Source organism: Pelomonas sp. Root1217 (assembly GCF_001425705.1).
GTDB lineage: Bacteria > Pseudomonadota > Gammaproteobacteria > Burkholderiales > Burkholderiaceae_C > Pelomonas.
The window spans coordinates 668638-690504 of sequence record NZ_LMDC01000028.1 but is presented as its reverse complement, the minus strand read 5'-3'; the positions used below and the strand labels follow the sequence as shown (position 1 = coordinate 690504).

23 protein-coding genes and 1 tRNA gene are annotated in these 21867 nt (G+C 67.3%); 13 read left to right on the top strand and 11 right to left on the bottom strand.

Translation table 11 applies throughout. From position 1 onward, the window contains the following. Positions 1 to 63: 63 nt before the first annotated feature. Positions 64 to 939, top strand: a complete 876-nt coding sequence (locus tag ASC95_RS23115) for a sterol desaturase family protein (protein ID WP_157256464.1) — start codon at positions 64 to 66, stop codon at positions 937 to 939. Here the strand turns inward: ASC95_RS23115 and ASC95_RS23110 are convergent. Next, positions 936 to 2918: a S9 family peptidase gene (locus ASC95_RS23110; RefSeq protein WP_057300028.1), complete on the bottom strand. Its 1983-nt coding sequence runs from the start codon at positions 2916 to 2918 to the stop codon at positions 936 to 938. The two genes, ASC95_RS23115 and ASC95_RS23110, sit on opposite strands and share 4 nt — an antisense overlap. A gap of 129 nt (positions 2919 to 3047) precedes the next feature. Here ASC95_RS23110 and nadB point away from each other — a divergent pair, with 129 nt between their 5' ends. The 3 genes from nadB to ASC95_RS23095 all read left to right on the top strand — a co-directional run bounded on the left by nadB (position 3048) and on the right by ASC95_RS23095 (position 5559). Then, the gene (gene nadB / locus ASC95_RS23105; protein WP_057300027.1) at positions 3048 to 4652 is read left to right on the top strand and encodes an L-aspartate oxidase; all 1605 of its coding nucleotides are present in this window, start codon (positions 3048 to 3050) and stop codon (positions 4650 to 4652) included. A gap of 9 nt (positions 4653 to 4661) precedes the next feature. Further along, entirely contained in the window at positions 4662 to 5291 is a 630-nt protein-coding gene (locus tag ASC95_RS23100; RefSeq protein ID WP_057300026.1) for a lipopolysaccharide assembly protein LapB, read from the top strand. 67 nt (positions 5292 to 5358) lie between these two features. After that, positions 5359 to 5559, top strand: a complete 201-nt coding sequence (locus tag ASC95_RS23095; RefSeq protein ID WP_057300025.1) for a putative motility protein — start codon at positions 5359 to 5361, stop codon at positions 5557 to 5559. Here the strand turns inward: ASC95_RS23095 and ASC95_RS23090 are convergent. From ASC95_RS23090 to ASC95_RS23065, 6 genes are all read right to left on the bottom strand, one after another. Beyond that, positions 5550 to 5840, bottom strand: coding sequence for a hypothetical protein (locus ASC95_RS23090; RefSeq protein ID WP_157256463.1), 291 nt, complete (start codon positions 5838 to 5840; stop codon positions 5550 to 5552). The two genes, ASC95_RS23095 and ASC95_RS23090, sit on opposite strands and share 10 nt — an antisense overlap. Then, positions 5827 to 6063: a hypothetical protein gene (locus tag ASC95_RS23085; RefSeq protein WP_057300023.1), complete on the bottom strand. Its 237-nt coding sequence runs from the start codon at positions 6061 to 6063 to the stop codon at positions 5827 to 5829. Before ASC95_RS23085 ends, ASC95_RS23090 begins: the two co-directional genes overlap by 14 nt. Continuing rightward, positions 6060 to 6248, bottom strand: coding sequence for a hypothetical protein (locus ASC95_RS23080; protein WP_057300022.1), 189 nt, complete (start codon positions 6246 to 6248; stop codon positions 6060 to 6062). The genes ASC95_RS23085 and ASC95_RS23080 overlap by 4 nt, the downstream gene beginning before the upstream one ends. 284 nt (positions 6249 to 6532) lie before the next feature. Next, positions 6533 to 8425, bottom strand: coding sequence for a glycoside hydrolase (locus ASC95_RS23075; RefSeq protein ID WP_235538020.1), 1893 nt, complete (start codon positions 8423 to 8425; stop codon positions 6533 to 6535). A gap of 579 nt (positions 8426 to 9004) precedes the next feature. After that, positions 9005 to 9081 (bottom strand) — tRNA-Arg (locus ASC95_RS23070). A 16-nt stretch (positions 9082 to 9097) separates the two neighbouring features. Further along, on the bottom strand, positions 9098 to 11074 hold the full coding sequence (locus tag ASC95_RS23065; protein ID WP_162250840.1) for an OPT family oligopeptide transporter: 1977 nt from the start codon (positions 11072 to 11074) through the stop codon (positions 9098 to 9100). A 234-nt stretch (positions 11075 to 11308) separates the two neighbouring features. Between ASC95_RS23065 and ASC95_RS23060 the strand changes: the two genes are divergently transcribed. Further along, positions 11309 to 11701, top strand: coding sequence for a hypothetical protein (locus ASC95_RS23060; protein ID WP_057300020.1), 393 nt, complete (start codon positions 11309 to 11311; stop codon positions 11699 to 11701). Positions 11702 to 11732: 31 nt separating this feature from the next. Here ASC95_RS23060 and arr read toward each other — a convergent pair whose 3' ends face one another. Both arr and ASC95_RS23050 read right to left on the bottom strand, forming a co-directional pair. Then, on the bottom strand, positions 11733 to 12149 hold the full coding sequence (gene arr, locus ASC95_RS23055) for an NAD(+)--rifampin ADP-ribosyltransferase (protein ID WP_057300019.1): 417 nt from the start codon (positions 12147 to 12149) through the stop codon (positions 11733 to 11735). A gap of 71 nt (positions 12150 to 12220) precedes the next feature. Continuing rightward, entirely contained in the window at positions 12221 to 13480 is a 1260-nt protein-coding gene (locus ASC95_RS23050) for an MFS transporter (RefSeq protein ID WP_057300018.1), read from the bottom strand. 69 nt (positions 13481 to 13549) lie between these two features. Here ASC95_RS23050 and ASC95_RS23045 point away from each other — a divergent pair, with 69 nt between their 5' ends. From ASC95_RS23045 to ASC95_RS23025, 6 genes are all read left to right on the top strand, one after another. Further along, complete coding sequence (locus tag ASC95_RS23045; protein WP_057300017.1) at positions 13550 to 14359, top strand: helix-turn-helix domain-containing protein; 810 nt, start codon at positions 13550 to 13552, stop codon at positions 14357 to 14359. A 103-nt stretch (positions 14360 to 14462) separates the two neighbouring features. Further along, positions 14463 to 15305 carry a hypothetical protein gene (locus ASC95_RS23040; RefSeq protein WP_057300016.1) on the top strand — a complete coding sequence of 281 codons (843 nt, stop codon included), beginning with the start codon at positions 14463 to 14465 and terminating at the stop codon, positions 15303 to 15305. Then, positions 15302 to 16498, top strand: a complete 1197-nt coding sequence (pncB, locus tag ASC95_RS23035; protein ID WP_057300015.1) for a nicotinate phosphoribosyltransferase — start codon at positions 15302 to 15304, stop codon at positions 16496 to 16498. Before ASC95_RS23040 ends, pncB begins: the two co-directional genes overlap by 4 nt. Beyond that, positions 16498 to 16662, top strand: a complete 165-nt coding sequence (locus ASC95_RS30900) for a hypothetical protein (protein WP_157256462.1) — start codon at positions 16498 to 16500, stop codon at positions 16660 to 16662. The genes pncB and ASC95_RS30900 overlap by 1 nt, the downstream gene beginning before the upstream one ends. Continuing rightward, complete coding sequence (locus ASC95_RS23030; protein WP_057300014.1) at positions 16659 to 17690, top strand: bifunctional nicotinamide-nucleotide adenylyltransferase/Nudix hydroxylase; 1032 nt, start codon at positions 16659 to 16661, stop codon at positions 17688 to 17690. Before ASC95_RS30900 ends, ASC95_RS23030 begins: the two co-directional genes overlap by 4 nt. Before the next feature lie 38 nt (positions 17691 to 17728). Then, positions 17729 to 17926: a hypothetical protein gene (locus ASC95_RS23025; protein WP_057300013.1), complete on the top strand. Its 198-nt coding sequence runs from the start codon at positions 17729 to 17731 to the stop codon at positions 17924 to 17926. Between the two features lie 4 nt (positions 17927 to 17930). Here ASC95_RS23025 and ASC95_RS23020 read toward each other — a convergent pair whose 3' ends face one another. Further along, a complete protein-coding gene (locus ASC95_RS23020) occupies positions 17931 to 18620 on the bottom strand; it encodes a long-chain N-acyl amino acid synthase (protein WP_235538019.1) in 690 nt (229 codons plus the stop codon). A 332-nt stretch (positions 18621 to 18952) separates the two neighbouring features. Next, the gene (locus tag ASC95_RS23015; protein WP_057300011.1) at positions 18953 to 19540 is read right to left on the bottom strand and encodes a porin family protein; all 588 of its coding nucleotides are present in this window, start codon (positions 19538 to 19540) and stop codon (positions 18953 to 18955) included. A 214-nt stretch (positions 19541 to 19754) separates the two neighbouring features. Here ASC95_RS23015 and ASC95_RS23010 point away from each other — a divergent pair, with 214 nt between their 5' ends. Both ASC95_RS23010 and ASC95_RS23005 read left to right on the top strand, forming a co-directional pair. Then, positions 19755 to 20435 (top strand): response regulator, encoded by a 681-nt coding sequence (locus ASC95_RS23010; protein WP_057300010.1) that lies wholly within the window; start codon positions 19755 to 19757, stop codon positions 20433 to 20435. Beyond that, positions 20435 to 21820, top strand: coding sequence for a cell wall metabolism sensor histidine kinase WalK (locus ASC95_RS23005; protein ID WP_057300009.1), 1386 nt, complete (start codon positions 20435 to 20437; stop codon positions 21818 to 21820). The genes ASC95_RS23010 and ASC95_RS23005 overlap by 1 nt, the downstream gene beginning before the upstream one ends. Positions 21821 to 21867 lie beyond the last annotated feature (47 nt).

The window sequence follows — 21867 nt, the reverse complement described above, 5'->3', positions numbered from 1 at the left end:
ATCCGTCAAAAACCCGGGTTTTGCCGTCAAGAAACCTTGGCCGTTTCGGATCAACATGGCGGCATGGACTGGCTGCTCGACCTCTACCACCGCCACGGCGACTGGCGCGACCTGACGCTGGTCATGTTGTCGCCCGTCTTCGGCGTCTTCATCGCGATGGAGGCCTGGCGCTTTCGAAAGACCGGCGTCTTCGACCTCTGGGACACCTTCGACAGCATGAACAGCGGCGGCAGCTACCTGGTCGCCGACCTGGTGCTGCTCGTCGTGCTGGTGTTGCCGGCCATGGGTTGGGTCTACGACCATCGCCTGTTCACCATCGACGTCACCGTCGGGCGCTTCATCGGCCTGTTCCTGCTCGTCGAGTTCCTCTATTACTGGTTCCATCGCGGCAGCCACCGCATCCGCTGGTTCTGGTGTGCCCATGTCGTGCATCACGGTTCGGAGAAGATGAACTTCGGCACCGCGCTGCGCCAGAGCTGGTTCTATCCGATTGCGGGCAACTGGCTGTTCTACCTGCCGGCCGTGTGGCTGGGCTTCGAGCCGCGCTGGGTGCTGTTCGCGCTGTCACTCAACCTGGGCTACCAGTTCTTCGTGCACACGAGCTGGGTGGGCAAGATGCCGGCCTGGTTCGAGTTCATCTTCAACACGCCCTCACACCACCGCGCCCACCACGGCCGCAACCCGCAATACATCGACAAGAACTTCGGCGGCACGCTGATCGTCTTCGACCGCCTGTTCGGCACTTTCGTGCCCGAGGAGGCGGCGGTGGACTACGGCCTGGAGCATCCCTTCCATACGCACAACCTGTTCTGGCTGAATGCGCACGAGTGGCGGGCGATGTTCCACGACATGGCCCAGGAGAAGACCTGGGGCATGCGCCTGGCCCACCTGTGGAAACCGCCGGAATGGCGGCGGCATTACAACGGGTTCAAGGGCTAGTTCGGGCCCAGGTGCCTGGCCAGGAAGGTCTCCACCCTGCGGGCGAAGTCCAATCGGTTCTCGGGCTTGCCGAAGCCATGGCCTTCTTCGGGGTAGCTGACCCATTCCGGCGGATTGCCGGCCGCCGTCAGGGCGTCACGCATGCGCTTGCCATGCACGATGGGCACGCGCAGGTCTGCCTCGCCATAGGCCAGCAGCACCGGTGCCTTGATGCGCGGGGCCAGCTTCACCGGTGAGTTGGCGGCCAGCATGGCGGCATCCTGCTTGGGGTCGCCGACCATTTCGGGAAGGGTCAGCTTGCGGGCGATGCTGCTGTCGTCGCTCACCCACCATGACCCCTGCACCATCAGCTCCAGGTCCGTCACGGCCACCCATGCCACGCCGCAGCGGTAGAGGTCGGGGTCCCTGGCCAGGCCCATCAGCGTGCTGTAGCCGCCGTAGCTGGCGCCGATGATGCAGGCCTTCTCGCTGGCCAACCCTTCCTTCTGCGCCCAGCGCAGCGCGTCGGTCACGTCGTCCTGCATGGCCTGGCCCCATTGCTTGAAGCCAGCGCGCAGGTGCTCCTCGCCGTAGCCGGCGCTGCCGCGGAACTCCGGCTCTATGACGACATAGCCGCGCGAGGCCAGGAACTGGCCCCAGTTGTCCCATTCCCAGGCTTGGCCGCGAATCCAAGGCCCGCCGTGCACCAGCACGACGGCCGGACGCGGCCCCTTGGCGTCGTCGGCGCGCGTGATCCACACCGGCAGTTCGCGTCCGTCACGGGCCTTGATGGTCTTGAAATCCATCGTGGCCATCTGCTCGGGGGGGACCGCCTCGCGCACCCGGCCGATGGAGCGCCAGTGCGGTTCTCCGTCGGGCGGTTGGCCGAGGTAGAGCCAGACCTTGCCGGGGTCGTGATCGCCGTAGGCCTTGATGATGGCCACCATGTCCGGCTGGCCGCAGCGCAGGCAGCTGATGCGGTTGATGAGGCCCGGCAGGCGCTTGTCCGCCTGCTGCTGGAACTTGGCCATGCGTTCATCCAGCCAGACCGTCGCCTCGCTGTCCACCAGCGCTCGCACGCCCAGCACGGTGCCGCCTTCCGTGATCAGGTGGCCAGCGAAATCGAAGCCAGGCGTTGCCACGATGGCCGCCGGGGCGGGCGCCTTGGCCTGGGCGTCGTAGCGCGTCAGCACAGCTTGCGGGCTTCCCTTGGGCGCATGCGTGACGTAGAGCGTGCCTTTGCTGTCGACGTCGTGGAGCCGGAAGGGCTGCTTCAGCACCGTCGTGTCGTAGAGCTGTTCCCATTGCGTGCTGCCCGGCTTGAGCCAGTAAGCCTGCAGGCGATCGTCCGTGAAGCTCACTGCTGCACGGGGCGCGCCGCTGGCGTCGACCAGCCACTGCTGGATGTTGTCGGCCGGCGGCCGAACGGCGACATCGCGCGTCATGCCCGTGCGGGTGTTCAGCCACAGCAGCGCCTGGGTGCGGCGCGAGTAAGAGGTCACCAGCACCTCTTCATTGGTTTCACCGGGCCGTGGCTCGGGCACGAGGCGCAGGCTGTGGCTCCAGTCCAGCAAACTGTAGTCGGGCTCCCCCTTGTTGATCCCGAAGCGGTTGGCGCGCTCGATGAGCTTTCGCAGCCCGGTGCCATCCGCGTTCACGGCGAACAGGCCCGGCGGTCGCCAGTTCTCGCCACTCAGGTCCGTGAGGCTGAAGACGAGCCGGTCGTCGTTGACCCAATGGACGTGGGTGACATCCTCCTTGCCGAATTGCACGGCTCGCGTGAGCTTGCCGCCGGGGGCCAGTTCCAGGACGACGAGGCCGACGCGCTTGGCGCCTTTGGCGGTCGTGATGGCCAGCCGCTTGCCCGAGGGCGACAGCGCGATTTCGCCGATGTCGGCATCGCCGAAGAACACCTCGGCCGGCGGCGGGGCCGCCCGCGCGGCGCTGACGGACAGCAAAAGGCCGGCAACGACGCCGGCCCAGCACTTCAACTTCTCCATATCGCTCCCTGCACTGCTTCGTTGACAGCGGCGTGCAGCATAGGGGAGGGCGTGGCGTAGGCAGCCTGCGTGTGATGGCAATCCTCACCATGGCGCGGGAGTGCCGGCACTGCATGACAATGCCCGGCCATGACTGCTGCCCCCCCCGACGACGCCCCCGTCGTCATCATTGGCGCCGGCCTGGCCGGCCTCACCGTGGCCCTGCATCTCGCCGACAGCGTGCCCGTCGTCATCATCGCCAAGCGCGAGCTGACCGAGGCGGCCACCGCGTGGGCGCAGGGCGGCATCGTCGGCGTGCTGGGCAGCGACGATTCCATCGAAAGCCATGTGCGCGACACCCAGGACGCTGGCGCCGGCCTCGTCGACGAAGCCGCCGCCCGCTTCATCGCCGAGCGCAGCGCCGCGGCCGTGGGCTGGCTGGTAGACCAGGGCGTGCCCTTCACGACCGACGACACCGGCCCGATGGGCCTGCACCTGACGCGCGAGGGCGGGCACGCGGTGCGCCGCATCGCCCACGCGGCCGACGCCACGGGCAAGGCCATCCACGACCAGCTGCTGGCCGTGGCCCGCAAGCATCCCAACATCACGCTGCGTGAGCGCTGGATGGCGCTGGACCTGATCACCTCACGCCATGTGCAGCGCGACGAACCTACCCGCGTCTACGGCACCTACGCGCTGGACATCGACACCCAGCGCGTGGAGACGCTGGCGGCACGCGCCGTCGTGCTGGCCACCGGCGGCGCCGGCAAGGTCTACCGCTACACCACCAACCCTGACACGTCGACCGGCGATGGTATCGCCATGGCCTGGCGCGCCGGCTGCCGGGTCGCGAACATGGAGTTCATCCAGTTCCACCCGACCTGCCTGTACCACCCGCAGGAGCGCAGCTTCCTCATCACCGAGGCCTTGCGAGGCGAGGGCGGCCACCTGAAATTGCCGGATGGCACCCGCTTCATGGCGGCGCATGATGAGCGCATGGAGCTGGCGCCGCGCGACATCGTCGCCCGTGCCATCGACTTCGAGATGAAGAAGCACGGCCTGGACCATGTGTGGCTGGACGCGACCCATCTGGGCGAAGCCTTCCTCGTCGAGCATTTCCCGACCATCCACGCCCGCTGCCTCAAGCTCGGCATCGACATCGCCCGGCAGCCCATCCCCGTCGTGCCGGCCGTGCACTTCACCTGCGGCGGCGCGGTGACCGACCTGCTCGGCCGCTGCGACCTGCCGGGCCTGTATGCCGTGGGCGAAACCGGCTACACCGGCCTGCACGGGGCCAACCGACTGGCCAGCAACTCGCTGCTGGAATGCGTGGTGCTGGGTCAGACCTGTGCGGCCGACATCCTGTCGCACCCGCTCCCCGACGGGGCTCCCATCCCGGCCTGGGACGAGAGCCAGGTCGAGAACGCCGATGAGCAGGTCGTCATCGCCCACAACTGGGACGAGCTGCGCCTGCTGATGTGGAACTACGTTGGCATCGTGCGCACCACCAAGCGCCTGGAGCGCGCGCTGCACCGCATCAAGCTGCTGCGCGGCGAGATTGACGACTACTACGGCAGCTTCCGCGTCACGCGCGACCTGCTGGAGCTGCGCAACCTGGTGGAGTGCGCCGAGCTGATCGTGCGCTCGGCCCTGATGCGCCACGAGAGCCGCGGCCTGCACTTCAGCCGCGACTACCCGCGCACGCTGCCGGTGAGCTTCCCGACGGTGTTGATCAGCAAGCGTCGCCGACGCTAGCACCGAGCCATGCCCGACACCCTCACCAACCTGACCCAGACTGAATTGCTCGCGTTGGCCTTGGAGGCCAGCCGACGAAACGATGCCGGCCACGCGCTGGCCTACCTGAAGGAGGCGGCCGGTCGCGCCGATGCATCGGTTCAGGCGCTGTTCATGCTGGGCAGTGAATACGCGCAGCTGGGTCTGGTTGCCGAAGCCAAGGCGAGCATGGCGAAGGCCGTGGAACTGGGAGACGACTTCCCTCTCGCGCGTTTCCAACTGGGCATGCTCCATGTGACCTCCGGTGAGACCGACATGGCAAAGGCGGTGTGGGCACCTCTGGCCGGCCTTGGCGCCGAGCACCCCCACGCCTACCTGATGGCCTTCCATCGGGGCATGCAGCACCTGGTCAACGATGAATTCGACGCAGCTGTACACACTCTGAGCGAAGGCGTGGCCTTGAATCATGTCAACGAGCCCTTGAACGCCGACATGCGACGAGTCATTGACGCGATCGAGCATTTGCCCGGCCGCCAGGCCGCGCCCCAAGCGCTCGCTGAAGAGCGGGTGCGGGTCGCTCCAGACACCGGCGCGGGGTCAGAGGTCGAGCCCAGCCACCTTTTCATCTCGGCCTATACCCGGCGCGGCAAGCCGCACTGAGTTCACGATCTCAGAAGGCAGTTGAAGACTGCCTCAAGTTCTGATCAGGCCTGCCGATAGATGCGAGATGGACATCGCCAACTCCGCCAGCGTCAACATCGTGTCGAGCAATACCCAAGGGGCGACCGATGCGGTGGGCCTGCTGGTGCTGCGCAAGGCGATCGACATTCAGGCGGCGGGCGCCATGGCCCTGCTCAGCGCGCTGCCGCAGCAGCCGGCGCTGGCGACCGAAGGCGCGCTGGGGCGCAACGTGAACGTTTACGCCTGACTGTGGCTGGGGCGCGGTCCAGGCGCCCAGAATCCCCCGACCACCGCACCTCGCCGCTCTGTCCCAGCGCGAGACCCGGCGCCGGCATAGGGCATCGTGACCGGCGTGGGCGAATTGAAGGCGGCAGCCAAGCGGGCGCCGAAGAGCGGGCCGGTGGCGATGGCCATCACCAGGTTTCCGTCGCCATCGCGGGCGCTGATCCTGCCGGCGGCGCTGTCGAAGGCCCAATGGCTGACGCCGGCCTCGGCGCCAGGATGGCGGTTCGCATCAAGCAATCCCATGATCGTCTCCTTTTCTGGCGGCGAACTCGGCGACGGTGTCTTGCCACTCGTTCCAGCCGCCTTCCTTCACCTCGATGGCACACAGAAATTCCATCTCGAAGCGCTTGGCCTGAGCCTCACGCCTGAGCCTGGCACGCTCTTCGACACGCTTGGCCCGGGCCGCGAAACGCTGCGGCATCTTCTCGAGCAGCGCGGCGAAGCCGACAGGTCTGTTGATCGTCAAAGCACCGTCCTCCGCGGGTCCAGTTCGGTGCCTTCCCAGGCCTCTTCATCGGTCGCCGGCTGGGCGGCGAGGTGCGGCGCGTATTCGGCTTCCCACGCGCGCAACTGGCTGATGGTGATGCGCAGCAGCGAGGCGCTGGCCCAGCGAGCGTCATCCGGAGCGAGGGGGGTGGTTTGAGATTGCATGGTGGCTCCTGTTTTCGATGGAGCCAGTCTCGGAGCCCGCGGGTCGCGGGGGTATCGCCCTTTGGGGGTGCCGAGGGGGGATGAGTGGGGGTGAGTGGGGGCGCATCCCCCGTCGTATCCCTCCAAAGGGGGATGGCGGTCGGCCGCTCTATGGCACCGTGCAAGCTTGCCGGAGAACTCGAAAGCCACGACCTCGAATGCAGGAAAGGCGCCTAGGCTGTTGATTTGCCTAGGAATTCGTGGGCCCGCGGCACCAGAGACTGCATCTCGGCCCGGAAGGCGCCTCAGCCAGGGTTCAGCGCCGTTGCGGGCGGGCAGAAATTCCGGGTCGGCACCGAGCGCCCGCTGAGTCTGACGCAGTTCGGTTGCAGGCCCTGCCAGGCTCGGCTGCCGAAGTTGGCTGTCACGACCCTGCCGCCTGCATAGCTGACCTGCTGCACGTCGCGGTCGTCCGTGAGCCAGGCGAAGGCCGTGAGCGCCACGGGCGCCAACACGCCGTGCACGGCCTGGAAGTCGTCATGCGCCGCCTTCAGCCAGGCGGCGGCGCTGGCGAGGTCGCGCCGGTCAAGGTTCCACAGCGTCGGCACGCCATACAGCAGCGAACGGGCGTAGCGGCGAGCTTCCTGGCCCACTACCTTGGTCAAGCTGAGCTCCCAACGATCCACAGCCACCAACGCGTCGTGGTAGATCGCATCGAACAGGGGCAGGCGATCAGCGGGTTCGAACAGGGCGCGTGCTTCGTCAGCCGTGGGCGTGAAGCGGCCGAAATAGATCGGAGGGCGCTCCGGTGGCCAATAGCCGTTGAAGCGCTTGTCGCCGAGCAGGGGCCAGAACGCCGCCACGTGGGCCTGCCCCGTGCCGTGTGAGTAGTGCGTGACGTCGGCGCTCCAGGCGGTCACATTCTCCGAGCCCAGCACCAGGCCGAACTTGCGCATGCTCAGTTCCAGACGGGCCAGAATGTTGCGGCGATCCTGCGCCTTGGTCATGCGGTGCTCGGGGCTGAAGTCGTCGTAGAAGTTGCCGAATGCGTCCACGTCGATGAAGACCTGGCTCGCGCCGTCACGGATGTGCCCCTCGTAGCGCTGCGCGGGGACAAAGCCTGCCGGGTGCCTTGCGATGGCTTCGCTGGACATCTGGCAGCCTCGGCTGGCGAAGCCCGGCACGACGGCGCCCTGCTTGTCGCGCAGGCAGCCCGACGGATAGAGCTCAGGCCCCCAGATCGCGGCGGGCATGTCGGCCGTGTCGTCGGGTTGGCCATTGTCGAAAGCGTCGTAGGGGCCCGCCAGGTAGCCCAGGCCATGGGCCTTCTTCAGGTAGGCCGGCCGGACCAGGTGCTTGTGCGTCTTCGGGTCCTGGTCATAGCTGATCACGAGCTTGGCGATGCCCAGCGCCTTCAAGTCGTCCAGGAAAGCGAGGTCGCGGCCATCGCCCCATACGTACAGATGCAGGGCGCCAAACAGGCGGTCCAGTTCAGGCACCTGCTTGTCGGCAAAGGATCGCAACCGACCCTGCTGTCGCAGGTGGTTTCTGTAGAACAGCGCCGGCGCGAGCGGGTTGGGTGCGCCGAGCTCGATCATCAGGTCCAGCGTGCCAGCGCCGTCGGCGAAGTCATGCCTCAGGCTGGCCTGCAGCCCATTCGAGTTCTGCAGGCAAAGCTCCGACTGGAAGCCGTCGTCCAGCGCGTAGGTGACGGCCCGCGTGCCTGTCAGGTGGGTCCACGCCGGGAAGGACAGCAACGTGGTGCCGCCGAAGCACTGCGGGCGATTGAAGGCAGAGCGCCAGTAGGCATCGTTGACGCCGAAGGCCATGCCCTGCCCATCCGGCACGATCCACGTTCCCGACGAGACCTCCGGCATGGACACCTGCCAGCGCGTGCCGGGCTGCCCGGTGACCGACACCTTGAGCGCCCGGCCCTGTGTGCTGAGGCGCACCTGCTGGCCTTCGCCGGTTATCCAGGCCCATGACCCCGGGCTTGCAGTAACCGGGCTGTAATGCGCTTGCGCCTGGGGCTTGAGCAGGGGGATGGCTGCGGCATCGCCGTCGCGGGCGTCGATGCGCAAGTTGGCGCTGTCGACGAGGTAGGTGACCGAGCCGGCATGGACCTCGATCACGGCCGCCTGCGCGATGGTCGACAGGGTGGCCAGCAGCAGACCGCCGAGAACCAAGGCGCGGGACATCATGGAATCAGAGGGCGTTGTGCAGTGTGGGCGATTGTCGTGGCCACTGCCGCGTGCGGCGCAGTTCGGGCTTCTGGTTGTCGATTTCCGCCGTCTCGGATCGTCGTGAGGTTGTGGCAGCAGGAAGCGGCCGCGACTCCCGGGCCGATGCCCGGTCCATCAACGAAGGAATCCTTATGCGCAACGGTCTTGTTCCCGTGTCGCCCTGTCGGTGGGTCCATCTTCATGGCGTGATCGTCGTGTGTGCCGTGGTCGCCGCGACGATCCAGTCAATCTGCGCCGTGGCCCCCGCGGAAATACAGGGTGCAACCGCTTCGACCCCTGCCGTCGATGCGCCGCAGCGCAGCGACACCTGAGTGTCGGCCGAACGGCGCACGGTGCGCAGGCAAGCCGTTGATTCATTCGGTCGGAGGACAGTTCCATGAGAAGGATCGTGTCGGTCGTCCCGCCCGCCCTGCCTGACCCGACGTGGCCGAGGCACACCGCCTGCGGTCAACCGCCACCTGACATGAAAAAAGCGCCTAAGTCCTGTGAAGACTTGGCGCCTGATCGGCATTGAGTTCTCGTGAACTCTTGATTTGGCCTGCCCGGAGGGACTCGAACCCCCGACCTGCTGCTTAGAAGGCAGCTGCTCTATCCAGTTGAGCTACGGGCAGACAGAACAGGTGATTATCAGATCAGCACGTTGATGATCGCGTTGCCGATGCCCATCAGTGCAGCACCTGAAATCAGGCCGGCGCAGATCGGCTCCATGCCGTCCACCCAGATACGCCATCCCGGGGTGCCGGCCGTCTTGTGCCGACCCATGATGAAGAACACCAGGGCGCCGAGGAACATGGCCAGCACCGACTCCGGCGGCAGTACGACGCCCAGGCCGGTGGCAACGGCCGAGATCGGGAAGCGGCCCTTGGTCTTGATGCGCGCGATTTCCATCGCGACGGCGGCGACGGCGGCAAAGCCCATGGAGATCAGCGCCGACGTTGGCAGGCCCTTCAGGCCCTTGGCGATGATGTCGGCCACTCCCTTCCACTGCAGTGCGGCCGGCATTGCGAACTGGTCGGACACCAGCGTCGTGACGCTGCGCACGCCGTTGGCATCGGGCGTCAGGAACAGCAGGAAGAACAGCGGCACGCAGAACAGCACGCCTGCGAGGTTGCCAATGACATGGCCGACGGCCTGATGGCGCGGCTTGCCGCCCAGCATATAGCCGGGCTTGATGTCCGACAGCAGGTTGGCCGCGTTGGACGCGATCTCGCTGGTCATGCCGGCAGGCAGCAGGTTGGAGCCCGGGTTGCTGCGGTCGATGGCACCCATCGTGAACTGCGTGATCTTGGACAGCGAGCCCGTCGGCGTCCAGGAGGTCAGGGCCATCGAATTGGTGCAGATGATGGTCAGCACGAAGATCAGCGGCAGCGACACGAGCGCCAGCCAGAAAGGCACGCCGAAGAAGATGTGGGTCACATAGCTGCCCAGCACGCTGAAGACCGGCACGCCGATGTAGCTGATCCACAGCGGCACCTCGATATCCTTCAGCAGGTCGCTTTGGGCACCGGCGGTTGCGGGGCCCTTGCGCTTGAAGGCGCTCTTGAAGATCTCGGGCTTGGCCAGCAGGCCTACCATGGCGCCGACGACCATCATCGTCACACCCCACCATAGCGACCATTGATTGACGATCTCCGCCCGGTTCAGCGGGATCAGCACGCCATTGGCGCCCAGGCGTGGCGCGATGTCGCCGGCCTGGATCATCAGCGGCGCGAGGATGACGAAGTTGATGAAGGCGCCGAGGAAGCAGCTCGTGGCCACCGCGATGCCCATCAGGCCACCCACGCCCAGCATGGCGGCGTCCAGCGTCAGGCGCAGGCCCAGCTGGCGGATGTCCGTGCCCAGGATGGTCGGGATCAAGGAGGTCGTCTTGCCAGCCCAGGCGTAGTAGTACTGGTCCAGGCGTTCATGCAGATACCAGGGCTCCTTCATGCCGGCCCACTTGTCCATCATCAGGATCTTGAACTGCACCAGCTTCATCCAGCCATCGCTGACCAGGGCCTGGTAGAGCGCCGTGAAACCGCCCACGACGCCCAGCAGCTTGGCCTTGAACACGCCCTCGTCGCCGGCCCCGTGGTACAGCGAATCCAGCACCACGCCACAGGCCCGGCCTTCCGGGAAGGGCGCCTGGTCTTCATTGATGAAGCGGCGCTTCAGCGGGAAGGCGATCAGCACGCCGATCAACGCGACGACGAAGATCCAGATCATCAGCTGCCACCAGGCCGGTATGACGCCGGTCACCAGCATGTAGGCCGCGAGGCTGGAGAAAAGCGGCGTGATCACATAGCCCGCGGCAGTCGCGATCGACTGGGTGCAGTTGTTCTCGAGGATGGTGTAATCCTGCGCGAAGCCGCTGGCGTGCAGGGCGCGGAACAGCGCGAAGGCAAGGATCACCGAGGTCAGGCCGACGCCGATGGCGATGCCGGTCTTGGCGCCGATGTACAGGCCCGTGGCCGAGAGGATGCCGCCGAGCAGGAAGCCCGTGAAGCCCGAGCGCAGCGTCAGCTGGGCCATGTCGCCGCGGAAGACGTTCTTGAACCACCACTCGTCCTTTTGGGCGCGTGACATGGTGGCGATCTGCTCGTCGGTCAGGTGTTGAATTGCCATGGGATCACGGCGGCGCTTGTGGCGCGGCCTGGTTAAAGCAAAGCTGGCGATTGTCCCGGCCGACCGCTCGGTCGGACTTTGGGATATGCCCTGGGTCCAAGCCCCTGGATGCGGGGGGCTCAAAAAAATACCGCCACGGCAAGGCCAGCGGCGGCGCATCGGTCAGAAGCGGGCGCATTTTGCCAGCTTTCCCAAACTGGACGGCGCCACAATGCGGCGGCTCCACGCATTGGCATGACAGCTCCCATTTCTCCCCTGATCCACGCGCTGCGACTGCTCAAGGCCGAACTGGCGCAGGCGCGTCATTCGCCGTCGCAACGCCAAGCAACGGCCGGGGCCTCGGCTGGCTTGGTCAATCGGGCCGCGCCACCCGCGGCCGTGACGGCATTGCAGGGGCTGACCGCCAAGCTCAAGGCCGCCCGCGCGCAGGGCGGCGCCATCCCGCGCTCCAAGGCCTTGCGCCTGTTCGTCGAGGCTGCCTTGCTCGATGAACTCGGCAGCGAGTTGCAACTGGACCCGGCGCTGGAAGGCCTGGTGGAGCGCACCTGCCGGGCCATCGAGCAGGATGCCGGTAGCGCGACCTTGTTGGACGAAGCGTTGCAGGAGCTTCAGGCTCTGGTTGACTGAGCCTCGCCGGCTGAGCCGCGGGGCCGCTGGGCTATTCCTGGATGGCCTCGATGCCGAGTTCGCGCATCCGCTGCACATGCGCCAGCATGGTTTGCAGCTGCTCGGGGGAGTGGCCCTGCCATTGCATGACTTCGCCCGTTACCCGCAGCCCCGCCTTGCAGCGGTAAGACTTGGTTGGATTGCCGGGGAACTTGCGGTCGGTCAGGTTGGGGTCGTCTTCGATGGGGCCGGTGGGCTCGACGATGTAGATGCGGCCGCGGCCCGCGCCTACGGCCAGCTCTGCGCCCCAGATCGCTGCTTCCAGCGTCGCGGACAGATAGACGTAGTTCGCCTTCTTGCGCTGACCGTAGTTGGACGCATAGCCAGGCTGGATCAGGTCGCCGACCTGCAGGTCGGCCTTGGTGCCGTGGTAATACGGCGGAGGGCTTGGAGCGTCGGTGCTTGTCATCGGGCAGTTAGGGGCGAGGGCGCGACAGTGTCCCTGAGAGGTGCCATCTCGTGCAATCTCGTGAAGCCCCGTCACGCCTGGGCCGGCACCGCCGCCGTCCTGCGGCTCAGGCCCAGCCCCACCAGGCCCGCCGACGCGATACCCATCATCAACGCCGCCGCCGAGCCCGCGAACACGCCGCGCGGCATGCCCTGGTCCAGGATGGCCCCGAACACGGGTGCGGCAATCGCGAAGCCGATGTCGAGGCCCGAATACACGGTGCCATAGACCCGGCCGGTCGCTCCCGGCGGCGAGGCGCGCTTGATCAGCATGTCGCGCGACGGGCCGGCCAGGCCGGTGCCAAAACCGGCCAGCGCGGCCACGATGGCCGCCAGCCCGCCGGGCAGCCAGCCGGTCGCAGTCAGCAGCAGCAGTGCGGCGGCAAAGGCCATGGCAAACCCAATCGTGCGCTCCAGCCGCTCGGCCTTGGCGACCAGGAAGCCGCCGCAGACCATGCCCGCCGCGCCGGCCAGCATGTAGCCCGTGACGACATAGGCCGTCAGTGCCAGCGGCAGGCCGTAGATCTGGTGCAGGGCCGGGCTGGCAAAGCTCTGGATGGCCGACAGCGCCGCCGTGCTCCAGAAGAAGAAGGAAAAGCACAGCCACACCGAGGGCAGCTTCAGGAAAGCCATGGGGTGCTCGGCCTTGACGCCGGCCGCGGGCTTCGCGTGTCCCCACGACCCTTGGCGGTCGTCGATGGCCGAGCGCTGCCAGAACAGCAGGGCCATCACCGAAAGCGCGACGAGGGCGGTGCCGACATAGGCGAAACGCCAGTTGCCCGTCGCCTCGGCAATGCCGATGGAGAACACCGGCGCGAAGGCCCAGCCGAGGTTGCCGCTGATGCCGTGCACCGAGAAGGCGTGGCCCAGGCGTGGTTGCGACACGCGCTTGTTCAGGATGGTGAAGTCGGCCGGGTGAAAGGGGGCGTTGCCGACGCCGGCGAGTGCTGCCGCCAGCATCAGCCCGCCAAAGCCCTGGGCCAGGCCCGCAGCGATGGAGGCGAGAAAGAAGCTCGCCATCGCCGCGAACAGCACCGGCCGGGCACCGATGCGGTCGACGATGAAGCCCGACAGCGCCTGCCCGGCGCCCGAGATGACGAAAAAGGTCGTCACCAGCAAGCCCAGTTCCGAATAGCTCAGGCCAAATGCCTGGATGAAGGCCGGGAACAGCGGCGGCAGCAGCATGTGGAAGAAGTGCGACGTGCCGTGGGCGACACCGATGGTCGAGATCGTCGTGACGTCGCGCCGGCGCTGCAGGCCGGCGTCGAGGGAAGAGGCGAGGGCGGTATCCATGCCCTCAATGTAGGCAGGGCAGCGTCGGCGTTGTTACGATGGTTCGTCAACTTCTGTCGAAATTCAGCCATGGCCAGCCGTCGCAGCTTTCCTGCCTTTTCGCCCGAGCTCTTCGCGCCGACGTCCGAGCGGCCGCTGCGCGCCAAATCGCGGCTGCTGGAGCACCTGGCCGACATCCAGCCGCACCGGCACGACTGGGCCCAGCTCGTGTTCTCGATGACGGGCGCCGTGCGCGTGAACACCGAGGCGTCGACCTACATCGTGCCGCCGTCGCGGGCGGTGTGGATTCCGCCTGGCGTCGTCCACGCGGTCACGGCCATCGAGCAGTGCGACCTGCGCACCCTCTACCTCGGCCCCGAGCTGCTGGCGGGCGAGGCCTGGCAGGTGGGGCGGGTGCTGGAGGTGTCGCCGCTGCTGCGCGAGCTGGTGCTGGCCCTGCCCGCCATGCCCGATCCCGCACCCCCCGAGAGCCGCGACGACGCCGAGCGACGCGGCGCCATGGAGCGGCTGGTGCTCAGTGAACTCCAGCGCGCCCGCCCGTTGGCCCTGGGCGTTGCCCTGCCTCAGGACGCGCGGCTGCGCAAGCTCTGCGAGGCCATGCTGCGCGAGCCCGGGCGCCATGCTGGCCTGGACGAGTGGGCCGCCGAGGCGGGCGCCAGCCCGCGCACGCTGAGCCGGCTGTTCCGCGAGCAACTCGGCACCAGCTTCGCGCAATGGCGCTCGCAACTGCTGCTGGCCCACGCGCTCACGCTGGCCGCGCGCGGCCGGCCCATGAGCCATATCGCCAGCGAGCTCGGCTATGCCAGTGCCAGCGCCTTCACGGCCATGGTGACGCGCACGGTGGGCATGCCACCGAGTCGGTTCTTTGCAGAGGCGTGATCAGGTATTCAGCCCACGCTCCCCAGTCGCAGCGTCTGCGGAATTCATCCTTGAGTCGATAGAGTTGCGCCGGTCTGGAGACACGCAACAACAGGACACGCCCATGAAGACGCATCTGCTGCTGATCGACCCTCAGAACGATTTCTGCGACCTGCCGTTGGACTGGCTGCCGCGCTCGCCGGTGACGGGCGAGCTCATCCAGCCCGCGCTGCCGGTGGCCGGAGCGCACGCCGACCTGCAGTGCGCCGCCGGCCTGGTGGAGCGCCTGCGCGGCCAGATCGACGCCATCACCGTGACGCTGGATTCGCATCACCGCATCGACATCGCCCATCCCGGTTTCTGGCTGGAAACGGCCAGCGGCCGCAACCCCGCGGCCTTCACGCCCATCACGGCCGCTCAGGTTCGCGCGAACGAATACCTGCCGCGCGACCCCGCTCGGCTCGACCGCGCAATGGCCTATCTGGACGCGCTGGAAGCCGCCGGCCGCTACACGCTGATGGTCTGGCCTGTGCACTGCCAGATGGGCAGCTGGGGCCATGGCGTCCATGCCGGGTTGCAGGCGGCGCTGGACGCCTGGGCGGACAGCCAAGGCCGCTCGGTGGCCGTCGTCACCAAGGGCGAGAACCCCTGGACCGAGCACTACAGCGCGCTGCAGGCCGAGGTGCCCGACCCATCTGACGAAAGCACCGCGCTGAACCAGGCCCTGCTGGCCGAGCTGGACCGCTTTGACCGCGTGCTGGTTGCCGGCGAGGCCGGCAGCCACTGCGTGAGGGCCACCGTCGAACACCTGGCCGACCATCTGCCCTCACGGCAATTGGCCAAACTGGTGCTGTTGACCGATTGCATCAGCCCCGTGGCCGGCTTCGAGGCCCAGCAGGCCGGCTTCCTGGCTGCGATGCGGGCACGCGGTTTGCAGTTGTTCAGCAGCACGGAAATCCAGGCATGAGCAGCCCCGTCATCACCAGCTTGCTGGACACCGACCTCTACAAGTTCACGATGTGGCAGACGCTGCTGCATCGCCACCCGCAGACGCAAGCGGAGTACCGCTTCGTCTGCCGCAACCAGCCAGGCTATCCGCTGGCCGAGCTGAAGGAAGACGTCGAGCGCGAGCTGCAGGCGCTGTGTGCCTTGAGCTTTCGCGCCGACGAGCTGGCCTATGTGAAGGGGCTGCGCTTCATCAAGAGCGACTTTGTCGACTTCCTGCGCATCTTCCGGTTCCAGCGCGACTTCGTCGAAGTGACGACGGATGGCGCGCAGCTCAACATCGTCGCCCGCGGCCCGCAGGTGCACGTGATGGGCTTCGAGATCCCGGTGCTGGCCATCGTCAACGAGCTCTACTTCCGCCGGCTGGATACGCCCGAGGTTCGCGCCGAAGGCCAACGCCGGCTGAGCGCCAAGATCGCCACGCTGCAAGCCTTTGCCACCGAGCCGCGGCCGCAGCGCCACCCCTTTGACCTGTTCGACTTCGGCCTGCGCCGCCGTTTCTCCGGTGCCTGGCAGCGCGAGGTGGTGCGCCAGCTGCGCGACGCCTTGCCCCAGCATTTCAAGGGCAGCTCCAATGTGCTGCTGGCCAAGGAGCTGGGCCTGGTGCCCATCGGCACCATGGCCCACGAATACCTGCAGACCTACCAGGCGCTGGGCACCGTGCGCCTGCGCGACCACCAGAAGGCGGCGCTGGAGGATTGGGTGCAGGAGTACCGGGGCGACCTCGGCACGGCGCTGACCGACGTCGTCGGCATGGACGCCTTCCTGGCCGACTTCGACCTCTACTTCGCCAAGCTCTTCGATGGCCTGCGCCACGACAGCGGCGACCCGGTCGCCTGGGGCGAAAAGGCGCTGGCCCACTACGCCAGGCTGCGCATCGACCCGCACACCAAGCGCCTGGTGTTCAGCGACGGCCTGACCGTGACCAAGGCCATCGAGCTGTACCGCCACTTTGCCGACCGCGTGCAGTTGGGCTTCGGCATCGGCACCCATCTCAGCAACGACCTGGGACCCACGCCGCTGAACATCGTCATGAAGCTGACCCACGCCAACGGCCAGCCCGTGGCCAAGCTCAGCGACAGCCCTGGCAAGACGCTGTGCGACGACGAAACCTTCCTGGCCTATCTGCGCCAGGTCTTCGGTATCAAGTCATGATGAAGCTGACGATCGCCCAGCTCAGCCTGACGGTCGGCGACGTGATCCAGCGCAGCGAATACAAGCGCCGTCAGGCGCCACCGCTGATCCGGCTGCGTGCACGCGCTTTCGGCCAGGGGCGGCAGATGCCCATCGCGGCGGTTTTTCCCGGAGTGCTCTCATGACCTCAGCCGCCGTCGTCATCGGCCGTTTCCAACCGGTCCACAACGGCCATGTCAGCCTGTTGCGCGCAGCGCTGGCCGAGGCGCCGCGCGTCATCGTGCTGCTCGGCTCGGCGCACCAGGCGCGGTCACCGCGCCATGCCTTCAGCTGGACCGAGCGCGCCGAGATGCTGCGCCTGGCCCTGACCGACGCTGAGCGTGAACGCGTGGAGATCGTGCCGCTGCGCGACCTCTACGACGAGGCGCGCTGGGTGCAGGCGGTGCGCGCGGCCGTGCAGGAGCGCGTGGGCGGCGCCGACGTCACGCTGGTCGGCCACTTCAAGGACGCCACCAGCGACTACCTGCGCCGTTTCTCACCCTGGCACCTGCTGAGCCTGCCGCGCCAGCACCGCGTGGACGCGACCGACCTGCGTGCCGCACTGTTCGAGGCCGGACCCGAGGGCCTGGACGGCGTGCTGGCCAGCTGGGTCGACCAGGTGCCGCCGGGCACGCGCAGCTTCGTACAGGCCTGGGCGCACCTGCCCTATCTGGCGGCGCTGCGGCGCGAATGGGCGATGCTGAAGGCCTACCGGCAGGCCTGGGCGGCGGCGCCCTATGCGCCGGTCTTCGTCACCGTGGACCTGGTGCTGCGCTGCGCCGACCATGTGCTGCTGATCCAGCGCGCAAAAGACCCCGGCCAGGGGCTTTGGGCCTTGCCAGGCGGCTTTGTCGAGCCGCGTGACACGCTGCACCAGTCCGCCGTGCGCGAACTCGAAGAGGAAACCGGCCTGCGCCTGCTCCCGGAGACACTGGCGGGTGCGCTGCAGAGCGTGGCCGTCTTCGACCACCCCGACCGCAGCCAGCGCGGTCGCACCATCTCGCACGCCCACCACTTCGATCTGGGGGATCGTGAGCTGCCCGAGGTGCTGGGCGCGGATGACGCGGCCCAGGCACGCTGGGTGCCCGTGACTGACCTGCTGGCGATGGAAGAGCAGTTCTTCGACGACCACTTCCACATGCTGGACCGCTTCCTGGGCCTGCTGCCGGCATGACGATTGCCGGAGGCTGCTCATGCACACAAGGAGCAGCCATGCACAACCCTTTGCACCATGTGGGGCAGACGGCGCGCCCCGAAGAGTCGAAGGCGCCAGACGGGCAATCCGGTGATGCCGGGCGCCAGGCGCGTCAGGAGAACCCGAGCGACAAGCCGCAGGACCTGAAGGCGAAAAAGAAGATTCCCGATCTCAAACCCGGCGAGCCGCCGCCGGAGTCGAGTGCGGGATCCTGAGCGCTCAGTTCAGCCGCGCGAGCATCGTTGCCTCGGTCGCTTCGTCCCAGGCCAGCGGGTAGAGGGTTCGTGCTGAAGCCAGTGAATCGGGGTGACCACCCCAGAGTGCAATCTGGTCACGGATGTCTGCGAAGGCAATGCTCATCAGCACGGCTGGTGCGTCAACGCGCGGGTTGTGACGGGCCGCGGTATAGGGCACCAGGCCCAGGCAGCGCCGGTAGAAGCCGACGTGGCGCGGGTTGACCTCGATGACGAGGCGCTCGCAACGGGCACGGCGGTGGGCATGCAAATAACCCAGGTGGAAGATCTGTGCCAGCACGCGCTTGGGATCGTGGGAATGCCTGTCCACGGCCAGGCCGCCGAACTCGCAGAGCTTGACGCCGGCAGCGCGCCATTCGTCCAGTTCTTCCTTGAACAGCAGATCGGCGTGAAGGCCGCCCGTACCGTCGAAGCGCACGGACAGGGTGCCGACGATCTGATCGCCGTCGCGCGCAGTGCAGACGATGTCGCCATCCTGGTTGCGGCTGCTGTAGCGCTCGCGTGAAATGACCAGCCCGCGGTCGCCATAGCGGCGTTCGACAAGGCCCAGGGCCTCGCCATCGAGCGCGCCGAAGTCGCTGTTCAAAGCCAGTGCGGCAGCACCCGAGAAACTGGGCGACGACGCACTGTGCCGCGTTTGCATGGCAGGGGTCATGGACTGCTTCCTTATTTCCGCGCCCAACGCGCGAGCGGCGCAGTCTAGGAAGGACACCCCTCAAATGGGGGGAGTCTCACAGACCGATACACCCGTCGCATTCAGTGCATGAGATTTCTCACGAGGTACCAGTTGCAAGTCGTGCCCTTTGTTAGCGCATGTTTCTAGACGGTGCGGCGTCGTCCTACAGCGCGGGGTTCGCGCTGCGGCTAACGTTGCGCTCGTCTGCTTCTCCCTCCCTGAGCAGACCGCTGGCAGCCTCGCAGGCGTGCAAGTGATTGCCCCGGCCACTGGCCGGGGCATTTTTTTGATCGCTTCGTGTTCAGACCGGCTTAGAAGCGGTAACGGACACCCGCGCTGAAGAGGTTGGCGCGCACCTTGCTCGACAGCTGGCCGAAATGGTCCAAGTCGGCCGTCAGCGCGAGTGCGGAGGTCAGCTGGTATTCAGCGCCGACGCCCCACATGAAGGACCGCTTGGATCCCGTCATGTCTGCCGCTGCCGGCAGCACGTTGCTGCCACTGACCTTGCCGAACGAGACGCCGGCCTTGCCGGTCAGCGCGAAATCCTGCGACAGCGGCAGGCGGCTGGTCGCTGCGACATACAGGCTGCGGGCGTCCACGCTTTGCGCCACGGTGTTGCTGCCGACGGTCAGCTTCTCCACTGCCGAGCCCAGGCGCACATAGCCGCCCTCGACGCCCAGCCTGTCACTGAAGCGATAGCCGCCGTAGACCTTGCTGGCCTGGGCGGTTTCATCGCTGCCGACCTTGGGCAGGCCCAGCCCCTTCGTGGAAAACGAGGTGCGGCCGATGGCGGCGCCCACGTAGGCTCCGGCTTCCTGGCTCTTGTCCAAGGTATCGGCCCAAGCGGACGAGACGGCGAGCATGCTGATGAGCAAGGGCGCGAAGTTGATGCGGTTCATGGGGTTTCCTTTGATGTTTTCGAAGCGGTGATGAGGTGGCCGGGCGTGCCGTGCTTCGCATGTCGGTGCCGGCAGCCGAGTTGTGTTTCGGCGCCAATGCAGTGTCGAAATCGCAGATGAACCCAAGCCAAAGCCTTTCTGAAGGCTTGATGAACGCGCACCATTCGCCCGCCGCTTCAGGCTTTCTTCATGTACGGCCGCTCCAATCCTTGGCATGAACCTCCTGTTGGTTGAAGACGATCTCGAACTGGGCAACGGCGTGCGCATCGCGCTCGAAGACCAGGGCCTGGCGGTGCTGTGGGTGCGCCGACTGGGCGACGCCGTGCAGGCGCTGGACAGCCGGCCCTTCGACCTGGTGCTGTTGGACCTGGGCCTGCCCGACGGCGACGGCCTGACGCTGCTGGCGCGCCTGCGCCGCGACGCGGAGACCACGCCGGTGCTCATCCTCACCGCCCGTGACGCGCTGGCCGACCGGCTGGCGGGCCTGGACCGCGGCGCGGACGACTACCTCGTCAAACCCTTCGCGCTGGCCGAGCTGGTGTCGCGCGTGCGGGCGCTGGCGCGCCGCAGCTACGGCATGGCCGGCGAGACGCTGGAGATCCGCAAGCTCGTGCTGCATGTGGCGACGATGCGCGTCACCGTCGATGCCAAGCCCGTCGAGCTGTCGCGCAGCGAGTTCGACCTGCTGAGCCTGCTCGTCAAGCGCGTGGACCGCGTGCTGACGCGGCGCATGCTGGAGGAACAGGTGCTGCCCGGCGGGCGCAATAACGAGAGCAATGTGCTGGACGTGCACATCTCCAACCTGCGCCGCAAGATCGGCGCCGGCTACATCCGCACCGTGCGCGGCGTCGGCTACGTCATCGACCGCCACGACAGCGCGCAGGACGCGGGCTGATGCGCAGGCTTCTCCCGTCCTCGCTGACTGGCCGCCTGGTGCTGGCCCAGATGGCGGTCGTACTGCTGCTGTGGGCCGCGGCCTGTGGCTATTTCATCCATGACACGGCGCGCTACGACGAAATCCTCGAGCCCCGGCTGGCCAGCCCGCGCGCCGACATGATCCTGGCGGTCGTCGATGCGCTGGCCGACCAACCCGACAAGCAGGCGGCCGCGCTGCAGCGCATCGACGTCTTCCAGCGCCGCGAGAACAACGAGGAAGACCACCCGGCCCTGCGCCAGACCATGGTGGTCTGGCAGGGGGAGCGGCTGCTCTATGCCTCGCCCGGAGAGCCTGGGCCGCTGCGCACGCACAAGCTGAGGCAACTCGAGCGCCTGGAAATCGACGGCACGCCCTGGCGCACCTACAGCCAGGCTTCGGAGACATCCGACGCGCGCGTGACGCTGATCCGTTCGGGCCATGCCGTGAACATCCTGTTTGCCCTGGGCGCGCGCGGCATCCTGATCCTGCCGCTGCTGATCAGCCTGCCTTTCCTGGTGCTGCCGGCCTGGGCTTCGGTGCGGGCGGCCTTGCGGCCGTGGCGGCAGTTCTCCGAAGAGGTGGCGGCGCGCAGCCCGGACGACCTGACGCCCTTGAAGTTTGGCAGCCACTACAGCGAACTGCGCCCCTTGTCGAAGGCGGTGAACCAGCTGCTGGCGCGCGTGGCGGCCAGCCTGGAGCGTGAACGCAGCTTCATCGCCGATGCCGCCCACGAGATGCGCACACCGCTGGCGGCCATGCGCATCAACGTGGAGGCCTTGCGCAGCCACCGCGACGACCCACGTGACCTGGAACTGCTGGACGGCCTGGTGCGCAGCAACGGACGCACCAGCCGCCTGGTGGCGCAGCTGCTCGGACTGATGCGCAGCGACGCCGCCCGGCCACAGAGCGCCCGCGCGCCGCTCAGCCTCGCCGAGCTGGCGCAGGAGCGGCTGGCGGCCCTCAGCGGCCTGGCGCGGGAGCGCCTCGTCGAGCTGGAACTGCGTGCCCACGGCGAAGGCATGGTGCAAGGCGAGCGCGAAGGGTTGACGTCCATGCTGGACAACCTGATCGAGAACGCGATCAAGTATTCGCCGGCCGGCTCGACCGTCGAACTCGGCCTGGTCGAGGAGGGCGCCGGCGTGCGGCTGTGGGTCGAGGACGCCGGCCCCGGCATCCCCGACGCCCTGCACGACCGTGTCTTCGACCGCTTCTTCAGGGTGCCCGACCAGGCGCAGCCGGGCAGCGGCCTGGGCCTGGCCATCGTCAAGGCGGTGGCGGACCGGCATGGCGTTGCGGTGCGGCTGTCGTCGGGCACGGACGGCCAGGGGCTGCGCGTCACGCTGTTGTTTCCCGCCGTGCGTTGAGACCTCCTTATGCGGCGCTAACGCCGCGCCGCACACAGTGGAGGCCT